This is a genomic window from Bradyrhizobium sp. SZCCHNR1017 (assembly GCF_032381375.1).
Taxonomy (GTDB): Bacteria; Pseudomonadota; Alphaproteobacteria; order Rhizobiales; family Xanthobacteraceae; genus Bradyrhizobium.
Map to the genome: position 1 here is coordinate 257573 of NZ_JAUHIR010000003.1, position 21223 is coordinate 278795.

General features: G+C 63.3%; 19 protein-coding genes and 1 pseudogene. 8 read left to right on the top strand and 12 right to left on the bottom strand.

The window, feature by feature from the left end:
• Positions 1-53: 53 nt before the first annotated feature.
• The 3 genes from QW863_RS10115 to QW863_RS10125 form a co-directional block, all read right to left on the bottom strand.
• The gene (locus QW863_RS10115) at positions 54-1463 is read right to left on the bottom strand and encodes an adenylate/guanylate cyclase domain-containing protein (protein ID WP_315716730.1); all 1410 of its coding nucleotides are present in this window, start codon (positions 1461-1463) and stop codon (positions 54-56) included.
• A gap of 69 nt (positions 1464-1532) precedes the next feature.
• On the bottom strand, positions 1533-2924 hold the full coding sequence (locus QW863_RS10120) for a cytochrome P450 (RefSeq protein ID WP_315716729.1): 1392 nt from the start codon (positions 2922-2924) through the stop codon (positions 1533-1535).
• A 202-nt stretch (positions 2925-3126) separates the two neighbouring features.
• On the bottom strand, positions 3127-4497 hold the full coding sequence (locus QW863_RS10125; RefSeq protein WP_315716728.1) for a hydrolase: 1371 nt from the start codon (positions 4495-4497) through the stop codon (positions 3127-3129).
• Between the two features lie 177 nt (positions 4498-4674).
• Between QW863_RS10125 and QW863_RS10130 the strand changes: the two genes are divergently transcribed.
• Complete coding sequence (locus QW863_RS10130; RefSeq protein WP_315716727.1) at positions 4675-6357, top strand: MFS transporter; 1683 nt, start codon at positions 4675-4677, stop codon at positions 6355-6357.
• A 28-nt stretch (positions 6358-6385) separates the two neighbouring features.
• Here QW863_RS10130 and QW863_RS10135 read toward each other — a convergent pair whose 3' ends face one another.
• Both QW863_RS10135 and QW863_RS10140 read right to left on the bottom strand, forming a co-directional pair.
• On the bottom strand, positions 6386-6601 hold the full coding sequence (locus QW863_RS10135) for a hypothetical protein (protein WP_315716726.1): 216 nt from the start codon (positions 6599-6601) through the stop codon (positions 6386-6388).
• A gap of 113 nt (positions 6602-6714) precedes the next feature.
• Complete coding sequence (locus QW863_RS10140; RefSeq protein WP_315716725.1) at positions 6715-7002, bottom strand: hypothetical protein; 288 nt, start codon at positions 7000-7002, stop codon at positions 6715-6717.
• A gap of 329 nt (positions 7003-7331) precedes the next feature.
• Between QW863_RS10140 and QW863_RS10145 the strand changes: the two genes are divergently transcribed.
• Positions 7332-8375 (top strand): polysaccharide deacetylase family protein, encoded by a 1044-nt coding sequence (locus tag QW863_RS10145; protein WP_315716724.1) that lies wholly within the window; start codon positions 7332-7334, stop codon positions 8373-8375.
• A gap of 79 nt (positions 8376-8454) precedes the next feature.
• Here the strand turns inward: QW863_RS10145 and QW863_RS10150 are convergent, their stop codons facing one another.
• Entirely contained in the window at positions 8455-8856 is a 402-nt protein-coding gene (locus QW863_RS10150; RefSeq protein WP_315716723.1) for a hypothetical protein, read from the bottom strand.
• 425 nt (positions 8857-9281) lie between these two features.
• Here QW863_RS10150 and QW863_RS10155 point away from each other — a divergent pair, with 425 nt between their 5' ends.
• The gene (locus QW863_RS10155; RefSeq protein ID WP_315716722.1) at positions 9282-9860 is read left to right on the top strand and encodes a hypothetical protein; all 579 of its coding nucleotides are present in this window, start codon (positions 9282-9284) and stop codon (positions 9858-9860) included.
• 17 nt (positions 9861-9877) lie between these two features.
• Here QW863_RS10155 and QW863_RS10160 read toward each other — a convergent pair whose 3' ends face one another.
• From QW863_RS10160 to QW863_RS10170, 3 genes and pseudogenes are all read right to left on the bottom strand, one after another.
• Complete coding sequence (locus QW863_RS10160) at positions 9878-11281, bottom strand: GSCFA domain-containing protein (protein WP_315716721.1); 1404 nt, start codon at positions 11279-11281, stop codon at positions 9878-9880.
• Positions 11282-12149: 868 nt separating this feature from the next.
• Positions 12150-12434, bottom strand: a pseudogene (locus tag QW863_RS10165) (IS110 family transposase); the annotation flags it as partial.
• A gap of 190 nt (positions 12435-12624) precedes the next feature.
• Positions 12625-13854, bottom strand: a complete 1230-nt coding sequence (locus QW863_RS10170; RefSeq protein WP_315718668.1) for an MFS transporter — start codon at positions 13852-13854, stop codon at positions 12625-12627.
• 136 nt (positions 13855-13990) lie between these two features.
• Here QW863_RS10170 and QW863_RS10175 point away from each other — a divergent pair, with 136 nt between their 5' ends.
• Positions 13991-14518, top strand: coding sequence for a bifunctional transcriptional activator/DNA repair enzyme AdaA (locus QW863_RS10175; RefSeq protein WP_409977906.1), 528 nt, complete (start codon positions 13991-13993; stop codon positions 14516-14518).
• Between the two features lie 204 nt (positions 14519-14722).
• On the opposite strand, the gene QW863_RS10180 is transcribed toward QW863_RS10175, so the two are convergent.
• Positions 14723-16075 (bottom strand): IS1182 family transposase, encoded by a 1353-nt coding sequence (locus tag QW863_RS10180; RefSeq protein ID WP_315729403.1) that lies wholly within the window; start codon positions 16073-16075, stop codon positions 14723-14725.
• A gap of 120 nt (positions 16076-16195) precedes the next feature.
• Complete coding sequence (locus QW863_RS10185) at positions 16196-16672, bottom strand: hypothetical protein (protein ID WP_315723447.1); 477 nt, start codon at positions 16670-16672, stop codon at positions 16196-16198.
• Between the two features lie 279 nt (positions 16673-16951).
• Here QW863_RS10185 and QW863_RS10190 point away from each other — a divergent pair, with 279 nt between their 5' ends.
• The 4 genes from QW863_RS10190 (at position 16952) to QW863_RS10205 (ending at position 19935) form a co-directional block, all read left to right on the top strand.
• The gene (locus tag QW863_RS10190; protein WP_315715829.1) at positions 16952-17386 is read left to right on the top strand and encodes a hypothetical protein; all 435 of its coding nucleotides are present in this window, start codon (positions 16952-16954) and stop codon (positions 17384-17386) included.
• Positions 17387-17753: 367 nt separating this feature from the next.
• Positions 17754-18200 (top strand): hypothetical protein, encoded by a 447-nt coding sequence (locus QW863_RS10195; protein WP_315715830.1) that lies wholly within the window; start codon positions 17754-17756, stop codon positions 18198-18200.
• Between the two features lie 215 nt (positions 18201-18415).
• Positions 18416-19195 carry a class I SAM-dependent methyltransferase gene (locus QW863_RS10200; protein WP_315715831.1) on the top strand — a complete coding sequence of 260 codons (780 nt, stop codon included), beginning with the start codon at positions 18416-18418 and terminating at the stop codon, positions 19193-19195.
• Between the two features lie 257 nt (positions 19196-19452).
• Positions 19453-19935, top strand: a complete 483-nt coding sequence (locus tag QW863_RS10205) for a hypothetical protein (protein WP_315715832.1) — start codon at positions 19453-19455, stop codon at positions 19933-19935.
• A gap of 287 nt (positions 19936-20222) precedes the next feature.
• On the opposite strand, the gene QW863_RS10210 is transcribed toward QW863_RS10205, so the two are convergent.
• Positions 20223-21146, bottom strand: coding sequence for a LysR substrate-binding domain-containing protein (locus tag QW863_RS10210; RefSeq protein ID WP_315715833.1), 924 nt, complete (start codon positions 21144-21146; stop codon positions 20223-20225).
• Between the last annotated feature and the right edge of the window lie 77 nt (positions 21147-21223).

Here is a 21223-nt window from a genome sequence, read left to right on the forward strand (position 1 = left end):
GCTGCGCCGGCAATCCGCTGCGACCTTCGGGCTGCATGACATTTCGGTAAGGCTCAGGGGATTTCGTACACCATCATGCGGTCGGCGATGCCGCGCAGCGCAGCCTGTTTCTGGATTGGCGCGATCTTCGCGCCCCGCAGGATGTCGGCGACGCCGGGGCTCTCGATCACGGGCGCGGTGAGATGGATCTCCTGCGCGGTCGACAGGCTCTGCACGCGGGCGGCGATGTTGACGGTCTGGCCGAAATAGTCCTGGCGGTCGTTCAGCATCACCGCGAGACACGGCCCCTCGTGGATGCCGATCTTGACCACGAGGTCCTCGGTGCCGCGCTCGGCATTGAGCCGCTGCATCGCCGCGCGCATGCGCAGGCCGGCGGCGAGCGCATGCTCGGGCTTGACGAAGGTCGCCATCACGGCGTCGCCGATCGTCTTCACCACCGCGCCCTTCTCGGCGTTGATGATCTCCAGCAGCGCGCGGAAATGGGCGCGCACCAGGTCGAAGGCCGCGAGATCGCCGACGCGCTCATACAGCGCGGTCGAGCTCTTGAGGTCGGTGAACAGGAAGGTCAGCGAGGTGATCTTCAGCCGCTGGTCGATGTTGAGATTGTCCGCCTTGAACACGTCGCGAAAGGTCTGGCTGGATAATATGCGCTTGGCGGTCAGGAAAGGCCGGCGCTTGCCAAGGAGATGGTGGAGCGCATCGCCGGCAACGAAGACGGTCGGCAGCGTCCGTACGCCGGCCTGATTGTCGAGCGCCAGTCGCAGCGGGCCTGGACGCAACGTGATCGATCCGGTCGGAGGATGTGCCCTGTTGAATAGTAGTCCGAGCTGCTGGCGCTCCCTGGTGGGCTCGCCCTGAACGTCGATGAATTGCGCAGAATGCGTCACCGGTTCGAAGATGATGATGAAATCGGATGGGAGCTGCAGCGAGAGCACGGCCTTCTCACCGGCTGGCAGCTCGAGCGCATCAAGCGTCACTTCTTCGCTGAGCGAGGCAAAAGTCTCCCGGTCGAGGTCGATCCCGGAACTCCAGAAGACCTGCTTGTAATACTCCCAGAGCGGCAGCGTGTTCGGATCGTGAGCGGCGATGCTCCTGACCTTGGAGCTCACGGTGAAAGCAACTTCGACCTGCTCGTCGATGGAAGGCTCGTAGCCGCAAGCGCATAGTCCGCAATGGTAATCGTCATGGCGGAGAGATTTCAGCGTGGCGTGCGCATCCAGCACGCCGCTGCAGCCAGGACAGAGCACGTTCCAGGTCAGATCGAACAAGCCGATCCGTGCAGCATGCAGGAACCCGGAAATAACCCGTTCTTCATCGAGACCGGCGCGCGCCGAGAACTCCAGGGCATTGATACGGTTGAGTTCGTGATCTTCACCCGCCTCAATCAACCGTGTGATCGCGTCCGCAACGGCCGGATCGGCGGTCTGCTTCAGAACCGAAAGCTGGGCCTGGATGTCGCTCATGGCGTGCTAAGATGGTGCCTAGCAAACCCACAAGCAAGAGACGAAGCGATGGCCCGGCCGCCGCCGGGATCAGACGCCCGCCCTGGGCGTGAGCTTGAACAGCGGCGAGCGATCCGGCTGGGTCGTGACCACGCCGACCGGCATCACGGGTGCGGCGTCGAGCATTTCGATGTCGAAGGCCGCCACCAGCCGTGCCAGCGCCAGCACCGCCTCGGTCAGGGCGAAATGAGCCCCGATGCAGACCCGCGCGCCCGCTCCGAACGGTAGATAGGCGAAGCGCTCCGGCGGCGGCGCGCCCGGCATGAATCGCTCAGGCTTGAAGGCGTTGGGCGCATCCCACAGCTTCTCGTGCCGGTGCAGCAGCCACGGCGAGATCAGCACGACGTCGCCGCGCCTCACCTGGAACGCGGCGATCCGGTCGGGGCCGCTGGCTGCGCGCGCGATCAGGAACGCGGGCGGATAGAGCCGCAATGTCTCGTCCAGCACGGCGCGCGTGAACGGCAGTTGATCCGGATCGCTGAGATCGGTTGCGGCGCGGGCCTCCTGCGCGAGCTTGTCCTGATTGGCCGGGTCGAGCGCGATCAGATACAGCGCCCAGAACAGCGCCGTTGCCGTGGTCTCGTGGCCGGCGAGGATCATGGTCGCGACCTCGTCGGCGAGTTGTGCATCGGTGAAGGCCGCGCCGGTCTCGGGATCGCGTGCCGCGCCCATCAGGTCGAACAGGTCGCGCGGCGGTGCGTCCTCCAGCTTGCCGGCGGCGCGGCGCTCGGCCATCAGCATGGCGACGAAGCCGGTCCAGCGCTTGCGGAACCGCCGGCGCGCGAAATCGCGCGGCGTCGGCCAGGACAGCGGCAGCACGATGTCCAGCAGATGCGGGCTGGCCAGCCGCGCGCCATACTCGTAGACGAAATCGCGCAGGGTGGCGCCATGGCGGCCCATCTCGAACGAGAACATCGTGCGCCCGGCGATGTCGAGCGTCATGCGCTGCATGATCTCGCGCAGGTCGAGCGGCTGCCCGCATTGCTGCTTCAGCCTGGCGACGGTCTCGTCGCTCACCGCGACCATGTGCGGGATGAGGCCGGAAACGGCGCGTGGCGTGAACGCCGGCGCGAGCGTCCGGCGCTGGTGCTTCCACGCCTTGCCTTCCGCGATCAGCAGCCCCTCGCCGAGCACCGGACGCAGCACGCGGATGGCGCCGACGGTGCGGGCGTAGTTCTCCCAATTGTCGACCAGCACGTGCTTGATCGTATCGGGCGTATTGAGAATGTAGCTGGAGCTGCCGAAGAAGCGGCCGCGAATGATGTCGTCCTCATAGGCGCGCTGGCTCCAGGTCGCGATCGCGTTGTCGCCCATCATCAGCACGCGGCGCAGCGCGCCCATGCTGTCCGGCGCCCGCGGCGGTGTCGGCGGTATCAGCGGCAATCGTGCCTGCGGCAGATAATGGACGTCGGCGGTACTCATTCACGGCCTCTCGACGCTGTTCACGAGCCTGGAACCACCGATCGGCTGCATCGCGAGCAACCGAGCCTCGGTTGCGGGGCCGCGACGGGCCGTCGCGCAACGACGGCCTTCTGCCAGAGGTAACTCTGTCGTCCCGCTCACAAGCGAGAGGGGCGCGCTTCCGCCCTCTCCGAGGCTATGATGTATCATCATACTCCAGCAACTAATTAGTCAGCTCGATCACCGCAATCCTGCTCTCCGATGCTGGCCAAAGACGGGCGGTGATGCGTTCCTCGTTGAACAGTCCGATGACGCTGCGTCCGACGTCGCCCGCAGGCAGCCGCAATGTCGTTGCCGCATCGGTCGGTATTCCCTTCTGTACGTCGGTTGGTTCCTTGCCGTCGAGCAGCACGATGTCGCGGGGCAGGCCGAAATAACCGCGCGGCCTGATCATGATGAGAATCGCTCCGGCGCCGGCATCGGCCTGGCCGAGCGGCCGCGCCGCGCGCAGATGCACGACGTCGGACGAGCGCGGGAACGGCGAGCGGTAGAAGTGCGTGACCGGCGCGCCCGGCGAGGTCAGGACGATCTCGAGATAGGACGTCGGATCGACCTCCGCGGGACCCCAGCGCCCGTCGGCGCCGGTCTGGCCGCGATAGACAGGCTCGCCATTGCGTGCGCCGGTCTCGCTCGAGACGCGATAGACCTCCACGCTTGCGCCCGCGACCGGGCGATTGGTCGGCGCGCCGCCCGGCGTTCCCGTCACCAGACCGCTGATCCGCACCTGCTGCTCCGCCTGGATCGCGATCTGCGTCGGCTCACGGCCGGCGATGAATTTGTAGATCTCGCGGAACGCGCGCGGGTGGAACGCGACCTCGCGATGGTCGAGCGCGCCGATCACGAGATTGGTCGCGCCCTTCAGCGCCGGCCCTTCGGGGGTGATCCCGGTCGGCACGCCGGGTTTGCCGACCAGGCGGCCGTCGGCCTGGGCGTATTTGTCGAGCCCGTCGCTGCGCAGCGTCAGGAAGGCGGTGCCCTCGGTCACCTCGGTGTCGCCGGCATTCAGTCCGCGCAGGAACGGGCCGCGGCCGTTGAACTCGCTGCCGGGGCTGTCCTCCCAGTCGAACACGCCATGATTGGGCGTTCCGCACAGCACGGCGTGGCTGACATCGGCGCCGCCGCCGTTCTTCACAACGTTGCGGATCGCATTGCCGCCACGCGAGCTGCCGACCAGCGCGACGCGCGCAGCGCCCGTGCGCTCCTTCAGTGTCTTGATGGCCTCGGCGAGCTCGCGGCGCTGATCGTCGGTCGACGAGCGGTTCGGCTGCGCCACGGCGTCGTCGTTGCGCGCCAGCGGGTCGGTGAAGTTGAGCGCAGCGAGACGCGTGCGCGGCACGCCGTTGGATTCCATCCGCCACAGCGTGGTCATCCACAATGCCGCGTGGTCGCCATTGCCGTGCACGAACAGGACCGGAGGAATGTCGCCCACCGTCGTTGCCGCCGCGCTCTGGGCGCGTACCGGTAAGGGCAGACCGCTGGTGAGCAAGGGGAGGGTTCCCATTCCCTGCAGAATGTTGCGGCGCGTCAGTTTCATCGGCGGTCTCCCTTTGGTCTCATTCATTTGTGTTCGTTGGCCGCGATCCCCGATGCCGGCCTTTGCAGGCAGCACTGGACAGCGGCGGACATTCGCAGGCATCACATAGGTCCAGCTGGAATCAAGCGATAGTTCGATGCGAGCTTCAAGGCGAACTGGCGACGTGGACGGACCCGCATGAATGCGCCGCAGAAACGTGAGCTGTTCGCCGCCGAAAGCATCGCCGCGCCGCTGCGGCACGCGGTGTTCCGCCGCATCTGGCTGGCGAGCCTGCTGTCGAACCTGGGCCTGCTGATCCAGGCGGTCGGCGCCGCCTGGGCGATGACGCAGATGACGTCGTCGGCCGACAAGGTTGCGCTGGTGCAGACCGCCTTGATGCTGCCGGTGATGTTCATCTCGATGCCGGCCGGCGCCATCGCCGACATGTATGACCGGCGCATCGTCGCGCTGGTCGCGCTCGCCGTGGCGCTCGGCGGCGCCACCACGCTGACGGTGCTGGCATGGTACGGCCTGGTGACGCCGGAGCGCCTGCTCGCGCTGTGCTTCGTCATCGGCAGCGGCATGGCGCTGATGGGGCCGGCCTGGCAATCCTCCGTCAGCGAGCAGGTGCCGCCGGAGACGCTGCCGGCCGCGGTCGCGCTGAACGGCATCAGCTACAACATCGCGCGCAGCTTCGGTCCGGCGATCGGCGGCGTCGTGGTCGCGGCCGCCGGCGCGGTCGCCGCGTTCGCGGCCAATGCGCTGCTGTATCTGCCGCTGCTCGCGGCGCTGTTCCTGTGGCGGCGCGTGGTCGAGCCGAGCCGGCTGCCGCGCGAGCCGCTCAACCGGGCCATCGTCTCCGGCGTCCGCTACATCGTCCATTCGCCGTCGATCCGGATCGTGCTGATCCGCACGCTGGTCACCGGCATCATCGGCGGCTCGATCTCGGCGCTGATGCCGCTGGTCGCGCGCGACCTGCTGCATGGCGGCGCGCAGACCTACGGCATCATGCTCGGCGCCTTCGGCATGGGCGCGGTGGTCGGCGCGCTCAACATCGGCGAGATCAGGAAGCGGCTGTCTGGTGAGGCCGCGATCCGCACCTGCGCGCTCACCTTGGGCGCGGCCACCGCGGCCGTTGCACTCAGCACCGCGCCGGTCCTGACGGCGGCGGCGCTCGTCATCGCCGGTGCGGTGTGGATGCTGGCGGTGGCGCTGTTCAACATCGGCGTGCAGCTTTCGGCACCCCGCTGGGTCGCGGGCCGCGCACTGGCGGCATTTCAGGCCGCGATCTCCGGCGGCATCGCGATCGGCAGTTGGGGCTGGGGGCGTCTCACCGACGCCGCCGGCGTCGAGGTCGCGCTGCTCGCGTCGGGAGCGCTGATGATGGTGTCGCCGCTGCTCGGCCTGTGGCTGCGGATGCCGCCGATCGGGGCCCGCAACGAGGACGGCGAGACCTTGGCCGATCCGGAGGTGCAACTCGAGCTGACGCCGCGCTCGGGGCCGCTGGTGGTCGAGATCGAGTACCGGGTCGCTGAAGACAATGCCCGCGCGTTTCACGACCTGATGCAGGACGTGCAGCTCAGCCGCCAGCGCAACGGCGCCTATGGCTGGTCGATCGCACGCGACATCGCCGACCCCGAATTATGGACCGAGCGCTATCACTGCCCGACCTGGATCGACTATCTGCGTCAGCGCAACCGCTCGACCCGCGCCGAGCGCGAGCTGCACAAGCGCGCGATCGACTTCCACATCGGCACCGACCCGGTGCGCATCCGCCGCATGCTGGAGCGGCCGTTCGGCTCGGTCCGCGCCAAGGAGGATATCGACCGCACCGCCGAGCAGGCGCCTGCTGTCGCCTCGGCGGCTCGCAGCGGGCCGTAGCTCCGGAGCATCTGCACTGAGCAGGCGCTTACTGCCCGTGCTCGGTCAGCACCTTCTCGCAAGCCTTCGACAGCTTGGCCCGATGCTCCTTGAGACAGGCCAGCACCGCCTGATCGCCGTTGTTCATCACCGCGCGGCAATACCGCGAGACGTCGCGCGCGCAGGCATCCTGGCCCGGCTGCTGCTGGGCTGAGGCCGTCGACGCCATCAGGACCAGAGGGATAATCAGAGAGAGTTTGTTCATGACTGGCGCCTCGCTCCCGGAACTGAACGTTTGGCGGCGCTTTTAGTGGTCGCAACCGGCCGTCGCAAGCGCCTCGGTCGCAGCCGGGGCGCGCAGGGGAGCCGGAAGCGCTCTCAATTGGCCTCGTTGGCATCCGCGACCTTGCCGCTGCGCTTGGACATCTCGCGGTCGAGCACGACGCGGCAGCCGGAGCTGAGCGACGACCGGTTCTTGATCATGCAGGCGGTGATCGCCGGGATGTTGGGGATTTCGCTGCTGCACAGGCGGAAGGCGTCGCCGGTGCACATCTGCTGCGCCTCGGCGCTGAAGGCGAAGCTTGCCGTCGAGGAGAAGGTCGAGAGGGCGGCAAGGCTGGCGGCCGTCAGAACGGCCCTGCGCAGAATGTTGGTCGACTTCGTCATGGCTGGCTCCCATTGGCGCCGCATGTTGGCGGGGCCGCGTGTTTCAATGCGTCCATCATGGCGGGATGCCCTGTTGGCAACCGTGATGCGGGTCACGCCAGATCCGGCGGCTCAACCCTGGCCGGCAGTTTCGGCAGGCCGATGGCCGCGGCGCCATGTCGCTCCGGTGAACGGCCGCTTCGGTGCGGGCATCATCCTGGAAATCTTGTCCGATCCTGGTCGTGTTGGCACCGCGTTAAGGAATCGTTGGCACTAATGGAAGCTAATTGAAGGAGGCGGACAGCGTTGCGTCCGCCATCGAGTGTCTCGCGTTTTCGGGAAGAGTAACCATGCGTAATGCGTTAGGCTTGCTGCTGGCCACCGTCGTCGCGGCGTTGGCGATCACCGGTGTCTGGTACTACGTATCGAAGCCCAGCGCCGCCAAGGCCGCCGCGCAGAGCGCAGCGGCGAAGCCGTCCGAGCCGGCGCCGCCTCCGGCGCGCGTCGCCGCCAAGGCCAGCTCGAAGGACGATGTCGAGACGACCGGTACCGTCTCCACGCGTATGGCGGCAAGCGCGCCGGCGCCCGTGCAGCCCAAATCGACCTGCGCCAATCCGGACGCGCTCGGCATCTCCCGCACCGTCATGGTCGACACCACCGGCGGCCCCGGTTTCGGCCTCGACCATTTCAAGCAGTTCGACTTCCTCGCCGACCACGAGGTGGTGCTGACCTTCGACGACGGCCCGTGGCCGGTCAACACGCCGGCGGTGCTGAAGGCGCTGGCCGACGAATGCACCACCGGCATCTTCTTCACCATCGGCAAGCATGCGACCTATCATCCGGAGATCCTGCGCCAGGTGCTGGCCGCCGGTCACGTCGTCGGCGTTCATACCTGGTCGCACGCCAATCTGAACGGCAAGAAGATGACCGACGAGACGGCGAAGGAGGAGCTCGAGAAGGGTTTCAGCGCTGTCAAGTTCGCGCTCGGCACCAACCCGGCGCCGTTCTTCCGCTTCCCGCAACTGCAGCACCGGTCCTCTGCCGTGGCCTATCTCGGCAGCCGCAATGTCGCGATGTTCTCCTGCGACGTCGACAGCTTCGACTTCCGCTCCAAGGATGCCGACCAGGTCGTCAACACCGTGATGACCGGGCTCGACAAGAAGGGCAAGGGCATCATCCTGATGCACGACTTCCAGAAGAACACTGCGCTGGCGCTGCCGACCCTGCTGCGGCGGCTCAAGGCCGGCGGCTACAAGGTGGTCGCGATGAAGCCGAAGGGCACGCTCGACACGCTGCCGGAATATGACGCGATGATCGGCCAGGATCCGAAGCTGCCGACGACAATGACCAATGCGCGGCCGATCTCGAGCGTGATCCAGACCATCTCGCAGTGATGCCTCGCTGCAGGGTCTCCTCGCGCGAAAGGCCGGGCATTCGCCCGGCCTTCTTCGTTTGTCGCCGATTGGCGGATGCTCACCAATAGATGCCGTGGCGATGCAGCTCGCGGACGATGCGGGCTTCGGTCCAGCTCTTGCGGCGCGTCCGGTCGGAGCGCGCCGATTTCGACCGCCGCGATGATTGCTGCACAGAGCCCGGCTGCGGTGCCGGCGCCGCAGCGGCGGTGGGCTGCGGCGGCGGCGGTGCGGCGGCCGGGGCCGCTGGCGCAACCGGTTGCGCAGCGGGCTGGACCTCGGCCGCGACGGCCGGCACCGGCGCCGGGGTGACGGTGACCTCGCCGGCTTGCTGGACGTAGGTCGGACGCGGCGCCCGCGCGGCGGCGTCGTTCGACGACAGCGACAGGCTGCGTGTGCCCTCGGCCTGCGCGACTGTGGCGGATGCGAGCACCATGGCTCCGATCAGGATCATCTTGCGCATCGAGTAAGCTCCCCTTTGTTGGCTGCGGGAAGGTTTAGGCGCCGGCGCGACCGTCCGATGTGACCCCCGTCACGCTCCGCATGGCAAGCGCGAATGAAGCCGGATGCCGGCACACGGCACTGCGGATCGGTGCGCCATCTTTCTCGAAACCTTTCCGGCGCCGCGGGGACGTCCGCTCAGGACGAGGGGAGTTCTGGACGAGCCCATCCGGAAATCCACCGGCGGCAGCACGTGGGCGGTGGGCGACACGATCCGGCACACCCGACTGTTGCTACCAAATTACCGTCAAGGCGCGGTGTTCCATGCTGCCGGTGAGATCCGGGGTTGAGGTATGATCGTATGTACGTGTACTGTTCGTTGGTGCTGTTCAGAAGCTTCGCCGAATCCGATAGGGAGACCGATCGATTCGGGGGAAGGATGCGCGCATGCGCCGGGTGATCGTTGCAGTGTTCTTGGCGGCCGTGACGCTGCTGGCCGCCAGCGGGCCGGGCCGGGCGCAGTCCGGCGACGACAACGTCGAAGAGATCTACATTGCGCGGAGCGTGCGCCAGGGCCGCGTCGTGCCGTCGGATTTCTGCGCGCCGACCAAGACCGGCTTCGCGCCGGCGCTGGAGGATCAGCTCTCGATCCACTCCGTCGGGGTCCGGCCGGCTGACGGCCGCATGACCGAGACCGGCGACAAGAGCATCGGCGAGATGCGGGTCTGCGTCGGCCAGGCGATGGATCCGACCCTGCTCGGCACCTACACCGAGGGCCAGCTCAACGGCATCGCATTCACCGGCATCGGCGATTGCCGGCTGGTGCGTGGCAATCTGCCGGAGGACGGCCTGCTCACGCACCGCTGCTTCCTGGCGCTGTCGGGCCTGCCTGAGCCGTATGTCGGCGGCTTCCTGGTTTCGAGCTCGCTGTATTCGAAGACGCCGTTCGGCACTGAAAGTTCGCCGCCGGGCTACGCCCAGGCCGGCATCCTGGTCATCCGCCTCTGGAAGAAGCGGCTGCCCTGAGGCAGCCGTTCGCGCGCTCAGGCCGGCGAGAAGGTCTGCACGAAGGCGCGCACCGTCGCGGACACCTTGTCCTCCGAGACGTGCCAGGCGGCGCCGTCATCGGCGGCGAAGAAGCTGGAGGCGTTGGAGCCGGCCCAGCGGAACACCTCGAACGACGGCCAGTACCAGATGTCCTCGAGGTTCGAATTGTTGACGACCTCATGCGCGACCAGCCGCATCGTGCTCTTCGACAGGCAGTCGGCCTGCACCACCGATTCATATTCGAACGAGGTGAGCAGCGGCACCGGCGACACGGTGACGATCACCTTGATGCCAGGCCGGATGCTGCGGATGAACTCGATCAGATAGAGCACGTTGTCGACGTTCTCCTGCACGCTGGCGGTGCGGAACTTGTACTTCTCGGCCAGCGCCCGCGAGTTCAGCGCGGTCGGCCGCGGCAGCACGAAGGCGCCGGTCTCGCGGTCGAAGAACGCCGCGGCGACGCCGAGCGTCAGGATGAAGACGTCGGCCTGCTTGATGACGGCGAGCGTATTCTCCTTGCTCGATCCCGGCGGCAGCAACTCGACGATGCGCTCGCGGATCTCGGGATCGATCTGGGCGTCGCGCAGCCAGTCGACGAACACGCGGTTGGCGAAGGTCGTGTTGATGTACTCCGAGATCTCCATGTGGTGGCTGGCATAGCCGCTGTCGGTGAGGCTCTTGGAGAGGTTGCGCGCGAAGCACGAGCCCATGGTGAAGAAGCGGGTGCTCTTGTCGAGGAATTTCGGCGCGGCGGCGAGGTTCACCGCGATGTGGCTGGTGATCAGCGTCTGCAGGTCGCCGAGGAAGTCCTTGGTCTCCGGATAGCGTCCGACCTTGGCGCGGCCCTTGGCTTCCTTGGCCTTGCCCTTCTTGGCGTTCGACCGCGCGAGCTCCAGCGTCTCGCGGTTGATCGGGTTGTCATAGGCCGGGTTGAGCTTGATCGCCTTTTCCAGCGCCGCGACCGCTTCCTCGAATTCGTTGCCCTGGGTCAGGATCTCGCTGAGCGAGAAATAGTCGGCGGCCTGGTTGGAGGCTGCCGCGAGCTTGCGGAACAGCTCCATCGAGCGCGTGAACGGGCCGACATGGCTGCAGCGCACGGCGGCGCTGCGGATCAGGTGCAGATTGCCTTCGGTGGCCTGCTCAAAGATCTCAGGGTTCTCGTCGAGGATCGCCAGCATCATGTCGCGCGCTTCGGCGCGCTTCTTGTGTGAGCCGTCGTCGATCAGCTGCGCATAGATGAAGCGCGCGTTGATGTCCTTGGGGTCGAGCTCGAGCAGCTTCTGGAACGCGAGCTGGGCGCTGACGAAGTCCTTGTCCTCGATGTATTTGTAGGCGAGCGTCCGGATCTGGCCGACGATGGATTGAAACTGGGTGTGGCTGTCGAGGGCAGTCGTGCTCATGTCGCGGGTTCGCCTTTGTCTCGCGTTGCGTCTTCGGCCGTTGGTCCGGCGCCGCTGCCGGCAGCCGGTGCATCGCCAGTGCCGGTCGAATCGTCACGTGCACAGGCGCCATGCCCTTGCGAGAGACGTCCCACCATGACCTCTGGATACTGATCGCCACCGGCTTGGCCGCTGGCGTACGCCCGAGCGCAACCGGCACCTGCGGGATTCGAACGCGACGGACGCGCTCGTCCGGATCGCCGCCAGCCGCCAGTGCGGGCATTCATCCCGCCGCTCGCGCCGAACGATGGCGCGATTTGGGTTAAGCAATTCTTAACCGGCAAATGGAGCGCGGCGAGCGGGCGCGTCAGGAAAGGAGAGACGGGGACGGAAGGAGAGGCTGGTGCCGCAAGAGGGCGCCTCGCTATAGGCGCATCCTACTGACTTAGCTTATGTATTTTTGTGCGATTTCAACGAAAGCCAACGAAAAGGCCAACATTTTTCGCGGCCACGGCCGAACGATCCCGACCGCCGCGCAGATTTGTCGCTGCGCGTGCGTGTGGCGGATTGAACACCGATGCCGGGTGCGCTCCGAAGGCGAAGGCCAGACGTTCGAATCGTGTCGCGTGCGCCACTTCGGTACCAAACTGGGCCGTCTTTGCGCCCGAGGCACCGACCAGCGTGCGCAGGAGCGCGCTTTCGATCCCATGATGCGAAGCTCTTTCGCGTCCACTTCGACGCGTTGGGCGAGCGCGCGGAGGTAGTCGCGCCGGTAGCTCTTCGAGTCAGTCCTCATGCGTTTGCGGGCCTGGCTGGCGAGGTTTTGATTGCCTGGGGTGTGATGCTCGGCCCAGCCCGATCCAGCGCACCCTCAGCCTGCTCTGCGCCAGCGCGGGCTCTTGTTGCGCTGCGCCTTCAGCGCCGCCCGCACATGCTGGGTCTCCAGGCAGATCGCCGGCAGGCGAAGCTTGAGCAACTCGGGATGCAGCCACGGCAACAGCGCCCCGGCCTCGTGGCCGACCCGCCTTAAGCGGCCGAGATATGGCGCCAGTGCTCCCCTGACCGCATTCGGGTCGGTCATCACCGCGACCTCCAGCAGCACTTCGCCCTTGTCGTCGACCACGCAAATCGTGGTTCGATCCATGCCGACATCCAGCCCGCAGAAGAACTCCATTGCGCGCCTCCTGTGTGGTCGAGAGCGCTCATTCTGCATGGCCGCCGCTGTCGCGTCAGCTGACGGACGGTCAGGCCGATAACGGACGGCAGTCCTAATCGGTCGAGATCCACACCTACTCGGTCGGTAAGGTTGGGTATTGTCGATAGCGGACCAGGAGGCGGACATGGCAATGCCGACGCGAATGACCCTAAGCTGACCTCGCCGGCGGGACCACGGCCTTACGCCCAAGGAGCACAACCATCGCAGCCAAAAGCTGGATGCAAGCGACAATCCCGAACGCCGTTCCATAACCCGAAGTCGCATCGCGGAGAGCACCAACAATGGCTGGCGCGAACGCAAATACTGCCTGATTGATGGCAACGATCAGCGCAACCACCGCCACCACATCCTTACGATCGAACTCCTTCTGCGCGATCAATGGCGGCAAAGTCGTAAGATTCCCGATGCCAAATCCGAAGATGACGCAGCCAAATGTCAGTACGATCCATCCGTTGCCGAAGATGAGCAGCAGAACTCCTACGGTCTGAACCGCGAAGTTAATGGCTGCGGCGATCCGCCGGTCGTGATCTCCGATCCACCATCCCGTCAGAGTCCGTCCGATTACTGCACATGCCGTCGCTAGGCTGAGAAGCAGGCCCGCAGTTGTCGCACCAACATCGGGAGTGAGGCGGGAGACCAAGTGTGACAGAAGGCCGATCTGCGCAAACAAGCCAAGCGCAAACGCCGCCGAAAGCGTAAGGAATCCCGGCATACGAATAATGCTAGAGCGAGATAGTCTCGTTGTCGGTTTCGCGACAACCGTAGGCACTCCGTTGCCATCGGGAGAGAGACCAAGGCTGGTGGGGGACAGCCTGAAGTATCGAATAGAAATCCAACCCATAACGCCGAGGGCAACAATGGACACGGCCAGCGCCGCGGTTTGAAAGCCGAGCCAATCGATCAAGAAGAGCCACAAAGGCACGAACAGAACCCCCCCGACACTTGCGCCATTGAACGCCAGACTCATCGCCTTCGGGCGATCGCGCTCGAACCATCTGGCGACAATGGCGTTTAGGGCAGCACCACTTGTAGCGGCCCAACCTCCCGCACTCGGAATGGCCGCTAAGAAGAGTTGCCACGGCTCCCACGATCTGGACCATCCGATCAACCCGATGGCCATCAGAAGAGCACCGCCCAGTGTCGTCCCGGCAATCCCAATTCTGCGATGAATGTCGGGCAAATACGCGACCAGGAGCGCACTCAGCACGAAATGAAAGGTAATGGCAGCCGAGATTTCCGAGATGGACCATCCGCGCGAGGAGTGCAGAGTCGGAAGAAAGACCGAAGGACCATAGAAGCCGATGCCCCAGGCGAGCACCGCCAAGGTAAAGGCAGCCCATGCCACCGACCAACCAACGAAATGCTGCTCGTCACCCATTGTCTCGCTCACTCATGCTGATAGGTTGATGGCGTCGTAGCAATTGGAGCGTGTTGTGGCTCGCCGGAATCGGACTCCGTCGTCGGCTTTAACGGACATCGGGAGGCTTGATCCCGTTGTATGCGAACGTGCCCGAGTGAGTCGCGACAAGAGCTATGACGGCCTGTTCTTCTCAGGCGTCCGAACCACGAGGATCTATTGCAGGCCGGTGTGCCCGGTGCGCCCCGCCAAGGCCGAAAACGTGACGTTTTATCTTTCGGCAGCTGCAGCTGAGCAGGAGGGATTTCGACCATGCCTCAGATGCCGCCCCGAAACGGCACCGTTCTCTCCAGCTTGGAAGGGCTCACGGACGACAGTTGAGCGCGCCCTACGTCTGATTAGCAGTGGTGCACTAGACGATGCGAACATCGAAACACTCGCAGAACGTCTCGGCATCGGACCGCGGCATCTATCACGCCTATTCAAAAAATATGTCGGCGCAAGTCCCGCCCAAGTCGCGCGAACGGGGCGTGTTCAACGAGCAAAGCGTCTCTTGGACGAGACGAAGCTTCCGATGACCGAGGTCGCACTTAGATCAGGATTCTGCAGCCTACGGCGTTTCAACAGTGTGTTTGCTGAGGTATACAAGCGTCCACCGACTTCGATCCGGCGGGCGAAGGCTTGATCCGCTAATACGAACCCGCCCGACGTCTGATGTTGTCCCATCTGGGACCTTCGGGCCGGCGCCTGGAACGCCTACTGCTGGATACAACCGGACGTAAGTTACTGGCCGACCGGAAGGTGGCTTTTGACCGATTCCGTTGAAAAAGTCGGCAGTAGTTTCGTCGTGAACGCCATCTGTTTCGAGGACGAATTGGCGCGTTGTGGTTCACGCGGGCGTCAGCGCGGGCATCGGGATCAGCTTGGCCATCTTACGAAGGTTCTGAGCGGCTGCAGCGAGGGTGAACTCGTCGCGTGCGCCGTTCGGCCCTCTTAGTCGCAGCCGATCTAGCTTGAGGATGCGCTTGAGATGCGCGAACAGCATCTCAATCTTCTTGCGGAGCCGGCGTGAAGTGCGGCCTTCCCATGAGCTTGCGATCTCGCGTGCCATGTCGCGAGCGCCCTCGTAGATCGAGCGCGGCACTTTTCGGGCCGGGGTGTTGGGGCAACACCTGCTTCTTAGAGAGCATGCTTGACAATCGCGCTTGCTCGCACGGTAGAGGACCGTCGTGTCGTTGTTCACCAGCGTCCCTGTAGTGGTGAGGGGTTTGCCAGCGGGGCAGCGATAGACGTCCCTGGTATGGTCGTAGGTGAAGGCCTCACGCGAGAAGGTCCCGTCGGTGCGGGCCGACTTGTCGAAGACGGTCACGTGCGGCTCGATCCCGTGCTCGTAGACCAGCCACCCGAGCATCTCAGCGGAGCCATAGGCGCTGTCGCCGAGAAGCCGGCTTGGATAAAGATCGAACCTTTCGATTGAACGCTCAATCATGCGCTTGGCGGCCAATACTTCTGCCTGGCGGATCGCCGTGGTCGCTTCGACATCGACGATGATCGCATTCTCGACGTCGACCAGATAGTTCGTCGAGTAGGCGAAGAAGGCTTGGCCGCCGTGCGCTCCCGTCCAGCGCGCCGCCGGGTCGGAGGGCGATACAAACTTGGGCGTGACCTCCGTCGCGGCACCGAACGCGGCATCATCAAGAACGGCAAGATACTCGTCGATCGCTCGACCCGCAGCCTCCGGCGGAAGCCTCTTATCGCCTTCGATTCCCTTCTGCCGATTGGCATCCGCCTTGATCAGGCTCGCGTCGACTGCGAACCCTTCGCCGCCGATCAGGCGCTCCCGGATGCAGCGGCGCAAGACGGTCTCGAACACGCGACGGAAGAGATCGCTCTCACGGAAGCGGCCGTGCCTGTTCTTCGAGAACGTCGAGTGATCGGGGACAGCTCCATCCAGACCCAGCCGGCAAAACCAGCGGTATGCCAGATTGAGATGGACTTCATCGCAGAGGCGCCGTTCCGATCGGATGCCGAAGCAATAGCCGATCAAGAGCATCCTGATCATCAGCTCCGGATCGATCGAGGGCCGCCCGATGTTGCTGTAGAACGGCGCCAGCTCCCGCCGTAAGTCCTCAAGGTCGACGAACCTATCGATCGACCGCACGAGGTGGTCGGCTGGGATGTGCCTTTCCAGCGAGAACTCATAGAACAACGCAGCCTGTTCGACTTGCCGATGCCCCATCATGACCTTCAGTCCTGCCCACTAGACAGACTGAATCACCGATATCTCTGCGTCGCAACTGCTGACTTTTTCAACAGAATCGACCCTGAGCAGACATCCCGGTCAGATGCGGACTGATAGCACTCAATGGACCTTTGCATCAGCCTCAATATGCTCGACGGATCGCATCGTATTTTTGAGGTGTTCGGCGCGTTCGCGGACCAGCCAATAGATCAAGCCTCCGATCGCGCCAGAAATCAGAACTGGGAGTCCGTTTGCCTCTAGGGCCAGCGCGAAGCCTTCCGTGAAGCTTGGATGGCCGCGCGCGGGGAATAGGCCTCCCAAGCAACCCCAAGCGAGGATCGCTGCGAGAGCCGAACCGCTGGCGCTGTAGACTGGTCCTCCAAAAGGCAACCATCGCGACATCCCCGTGATCAAGCACCAAGGCAAGAACATCAGCAAAAGCGCCAACGCAAAGACATAGGGCCAAACCTGCAAGGTCTCGCTCCCAACTTCAATGAGGTTCAGCCCTTTTCCTGCCGGATCGCGGGAGTCGCGACAGGCCATCCAAACGGTGAAGACCGCTGATGACGTTGCGCTCGCGGCAAAATAGGCCGCCAAGCGGGCCACTATCCTCATGCCATCGTTCCCCTCTGATGCCCGGATCATCTGGATGATTGCACGGCTCCCTTTGAAGGCCCAGGTCGGCTTGTGGCCCGTTCCGGACCTTCCCGAGGGCGCCGATGATGTCCCCTCTCGGGGTAGGGCCGGAAATCTGCATCCGAGGACCGATAGGCTGCTTGTGACCCGAAGCCGACTTAATCAGAATTGAGCCGAACGCTTAATCGGGCAGCAACTTTAGCACACTAATCAGTGTCCGTATGACCCTGGTAACCGCACATGCCTCATGAATTGCTGAGCGGCATTCTCGGAAGCCTCGCAGCAGAGGTCGCTTCTAAGATTGCTCCTGCGCGACAGGGTGGCGAATTTGCCGAAGTTCCGGCTGAAACACTCCAGCGGCAGAACCGCCGGCTTTATCGTTACCTGTTGGCTAGTGGCTGCTTGGGGTTTGCCACTCCCTTGTTGGCTCTTGCCATAGGGAGTGAGGACGCGCCGTGGCGCAACGCCTGGTTAACCGGGGTTATTTTCGGCCTGCCATTTCTGATCATGTTGATCTTCTTGGCGCTCGTCTGGGCGACACGAGGCAGCAAAAGGGCAACGGAGCTTTTGTTCTACTTCGAGAGACAACAGCGGACTCACATCTACGTTTTCTACCTGTACGCCGTGCCGCTAGCGGTGCTGGGACTCACATCCTCGGTGCTGGTGTGGCTCTAAGCACCGCTAACGAGATTACATTGAAGCAGAAGCATCTCGTTGCTGAAGTACTTTGCTGGCGTAGAATGTGACCACTTTCCCGGGTCAAATGTCCGTCTAGCCAAAAAGGTCGGCAATCGGCATGTCGCCTATTGGCCCCTCGCGGACCTTTCCAGTCGGGACGGTGACGTCTGCTCCCGGAGGTCGACCGGAAGCAAGCCGTCCAGGGGGCAAAAGGACCGGCTTTGACCTAAACCGGACCTTCGTTCGCACCGCTGTCATTTTGGGGTTGCAAAGCTTCAGTCAACGTATGCTGGTACGTTGAGGGAGAGTACCGAGGCATCGTGGCCTCCTGGAGTACAAGCAATTTGGCACTTTGCGGCGACCAGTGAGTCAAACGACGGCCGATCTGCCCGACATCTCGTATCCCGTGCTTTGTTGGCGAGAGGGCTACATCTATCTGGCTGCGACGCCACTCGAACTCTGTGCACATCCCCGCTCGATGTTTGAGGAGACGGCCCAACGCGCCCGCGCTGGCGAATGGCACTTAGTAGACGCCGACGGCCGGTCGTTCGATGTTCTAGACTTTATTCGTGTTCGCCCGTTCGGCGGCATCAGAGCCATCGGACCATGGTTGCTGCGTTCGATTTTTGCGATTCCGGTGCTGGCCAATGAAGCGAGGCTGCCGCTGTCCGAGTTTAAGAAAACGCTGATCGGCGCGATCAGGATTCGCTATCAATATGACTCCGATAAGGCACCGGCGGCACGGGCCATCAGGCTTCTGCAATCTGCTGATTCGTATGCAGCGGCTATCGACGCGCTGCCAAAGAGGTGACGGCGACAAGTAGCCCTTCGCTTTTGTCGCGTTTACTTCCGCTGCTGGCCCGTCCCGGACCTTCGGTCCCGCCGGTGATGTCGGCTTCCGGGCCTCGACCGGAATAAGGGAGCCGGGCACCGACCGCCGGCTTTTTGACCCGAAGCGGAAGTGGGCTGTTGGACGGGCAGACGCCGCTCAGGTTATGTTCCCTAACCGCCAAAAGGGGGCAAACGATGGAGCAGCGTTTCACATTCGATCAGGTCGCGAACGTATACAGGGCCTCACGACCCGATTACCCTGAGGCTCTGATTGACGATGTCATGTCATTTGCAAACCTAGAGCCAACCGATGCCGTTCTTGAAATTGGCTGTGGAACGGGTCAAGCAACAAAAAGCTTTGCGAAGCGGGGTTTGCAGATCGTCGCCATTGATCCCGGATCGGAAATGATCCGCTACGCGCGCGAGACTTTGGCGAGTTTTGCCAACGTGAAACTAGCCGAGGCTACTTTCGAGGCGTGGCCAGTTGGAAATTCAGTGTTCGCTCTAATCTTTGCGGCACAGGCGTGGCACTGGGTATCCCCGGAAGTGCGGTTCGTAAAAGCCGCCCAACTGCTTTCGACTAACGGAACACTGGCCGTCTTCGGGCACGTGCCTGTCGGACTACCCTCACATTTACTGGAACGGTTTAAGCAAATTTGGCTACGTCACACGGGCTCGTGGGGGGCGCCGCCCGAAGCTTGGTACCTACCGAACGGCCCGTTTAAGGACTGGTTTGACCAGTCGCAGTTGTTCGGGCCCGTTGAACACAAGTGCTATCTGTGGAAATGGCAGCACACGGCGTCCAGCTACACCGAGTTTCTGAGCACGCGGTCGGACGTTCGGTTACTCGCGGCAGAGACGCGTGAAGACCTGCTCGATGAAATTGCAAAAGCAATCGACGATCAAGGAGGCGGCCTCGACATCGATTATGAAACGCATCTTTACATTGCTCACCGTATTGATGGCGACAAATAGCCCTTCGCGTTAGCCCATTTGTCGCGTTCACTTCCGGTTCTGGCCCCCTACGGACGATCCAGAGCGGCATTGAGAATGTCCGCTTTCGCGGTTTAACCGGAAGCGAGCCGTCAGACGATCAGAAGGCAGCTTTTCGAATCGGACATCGTTAGTTTTTAGTAACGGCCGCACAAAAGATGCTCTCCTTCGATTTCCGCTTCCTTGTCCAAGAGCGGTATTGAGTGCGGCGTGGGCAATGTCGGCAAGCGACCAGGAAGATGAGAACAAAGCTCGCAATTGCAATGCTTCTGAGCTTCGGTGTGATCGTTCTAGGCCACGCGTACCTTCGCGGCTACGCACCCTTCACCGCTCAATTTGTGCAGACATGTGATAGAGCAATCAAGGAGCGGTTGGTTGCTCCGTCCACCTATGAGCGGATCAGCGTAGACGAGTCTCGGAAGACAATCACGTTCGACGAGTTCTTCAAAGACCCGATACGGCGAGTGTCCGAGGCAGCCAAGAAAGCCATTGCCCAAGTCGAGCGAGCTTCGCCGGTTCAGTATATCGCGCTCATCGATTACCAAGCTCAGGATCGTATCGGTGCCATCATTCGCGAAAGCGCAACATGCACTTTCAACTCACTTGATGGGAGTGACATGCCTGAACGTACAGGTTTTGTGCAGGTCGACGGCGAACATAATATTACGTGGGCTGCGAGGCAGCCGAACGCGGCCGCGCTCCTATCGCGCCTGGGACGGTGACTGGTGGTCGGCTATTGGCCCATCACGTCGATCCTGCGATTGATCGAAATGGCCGCTATCGAGGGGTAACCGGACCACCAGCGGAATCGGGAAGACAGTCGCCCATGAGGCGTAGCGGAAGATCGTAGTCCGTCGCTGGTTATCCGGCCGGATCGCTTTGGCGGCCGCTGCATCATAGAGGTATAGCGAAGCAGTAGTGCCCATCTTCATCGGCCGTGGTGCGCCATTTCGATTGGGTACACCGTAGTTGCGGAGCAATTCAGAGGTCTGCGTTCTGCGCATCGTGTTCAAGCCGAGGGGCAGTTTGCCGTAACCAATGTTTCTCGAGAAAGCCAATTGACTAAAGTCCGGATAGCTCGATCACCGGTGAGTTCTGGACGCCAACGTGCCACATGGACTTTGCTCGAAGACACGTGAGGCGTCGCCAACAACGCCGGTACGAGGCGGCCATCGGCGACTGCGTCGGCGATCAGAAGCGAGCGTCCAAGCGCGACCCCGCCGCCTTCGACGGCAGAGGTGAGGCAAAGCCCGATATCACGCAGAACCGGCCCGCGGGAGACGGCCTGGTTCACGCCAAGTGTCTTGAACCAGAATTCCCAACTCCACTCACCGGCGGGATCGCTCCCCTTGCGAATCAGCGGAAGCTCAATCAGACCGGCCGGATTCGCCAGCGGCTTGCCTTCAGGCAGCACACGTGGCGCGCACACCGGAACCACCCGTTCCTGAAACAATGGCGCTTGAGTCGAACTGGGCCGTGCTTCGGCAAGCGACGTCCAGACGATACGAAGATCGACTGAACTCGTCGCGTCCTGCTCCGCTTGGATTGGCTCGAACTCGACATCGATGTCGGGATGCTCCGACTGAAACGATGGAAGTCGCCTGACGAGCCACCACGCGGCGAACGCCGGGCCTGAACCCAATCTGACGGTTTGGCGGCTGGCGCGGCGGCGCAGACGAGGCTCCAGTCCGGCCATGGTGTCGAGCAACATCGCAAGTTCGGCTCGCAGCAAACTTCCTTCGGCGCTCAGCTCGACCCCGGGATTGAGTCTGCGGAGCAGAGTCGTCCCGTAAAATGTCTCGAGCTGCCGAATTCGATGACTGACCGCGCTCTGGGTCACACCAAGTTCTTCAGCCGCGCGAGTGAATGAGCGGTGGCGCGCGACGGCGTCGAACGCGACCAATGGAGCAAAAGGTGGAAGGCGACGGACCATCGGAGCAAGAAGTGATCAATGAGAACCACATGATACAGTTTCATGAGATTTTGAGAATGCTTCATTCGCTGCCAAGC

Coding starts and splice junctions, on each gene's coding strand:
- QW863_RS10115 (WP_315716730.1), bottom strand. CDS start 1,463: ATGAGCGACATCCAGGCCCAGCTTTCGGTTCTGAAGCAGACCGCCGAT.
- QW863_RS10120 (WP_315716729.1), bottom strand. CDS start 2,924: ATGAGTACCGCCGACGTCCATTATCTGCCGCAGGCACGATTGCCGCTG.
- QW863_RS10125 (WP_315716728.1), bottom strand. CDS start 4,497: ATGAAACTGACGCGCCGCAACATTCTGCAGGGAATGGGAACCCTCCCC.
- QW863_RS10130 (WP_315716727.1), top strand. CDS start 4,675: ATGAATGCGCCGCAGAAACGTGAGCTGTTCGCCGCCGAAAGCATCGCC.
- QW863_RS10135 (WP_315716726.1), bottom strand. CDS start 6,601: ATGAACAAACTCTCTCTGATTATCCCTCTGGTCCTGATGGCGTCGACG.
- QW863_RS10140 (WP_315716725.1), bottom strand. CDS start 7,002: ATGACGAAGTCGACCAACATTCTGCGCAGGGCCGTTCTGACGGCCGCC.
- QW863_RS10145 (WP_315716724.1), top strand. CDS start 7,332: ATGCGTAATGCGTTAGGCTTGCTGCTGGCCACCGTCGTCGCGGCGTTG.
- QW863_RS10150 (WP_315716723.1), bottom strand. CDS start 8,856: ATGCGCAAGATGATCCTGATCGGAGCCATGGTGCTCGCATCCGCCACA.
- QW863_RS10155 (WP_315716722.1), top strand. CDS start 9,282: ATGCGCCGGGTGATCGTTGCAGTGTTCTTGGCGGCCGTGACGCTGCTG.
- QW863_RS10160 (WP_315716721.1), bottom strand. CDS start 11,281: ATGAGCACGACTGCCCTCGACAGCCACACCCAGTTTCAATCCATCGTC.
- QW863_RS10170 (WP_315718668.1), bottom strand. CDS start 13,854: ATGGGTGACGAGCAGCATTTCGTTGGTTGGTCGGTGGCATGGGCTGCC.
- QW863_RS10180 (WP_315729403.1), bottom strand. CDS start 16,075: ATGATGGGGCATCGGCAAGTCGAACAGGCTGCGTTGTTCTATGAGTTC.
- QW863_RS10190 (WP_315715829.1), top strand. CDS start 16,952: ATGCCTCATGAATTGCTGAGCGGCATTCTCGGAAGCCTCGCAGCAGAG.
- QW863_RS10200 (WP_315715831.1), top strand. CDS start 18,416: ATGGAGCAGCGTTTCACATTCGATCAGGTCGCGAACGTATACAGGGCC.
- QW863_RS10205 (WP_315715832.1), top strand. CDS start 19,453: ATGAGAACAAAGCTCGCAATTGCAATGCTTCTGAGCTTCGGTGTGATC.
- QW863_RS10210 (WP_315715833.1), bottom strand. CDS start 21,146: ATGGTCCGTCGCCTTCCACCTTTTGCTCCATTGGTCGCGTTCGACGCC.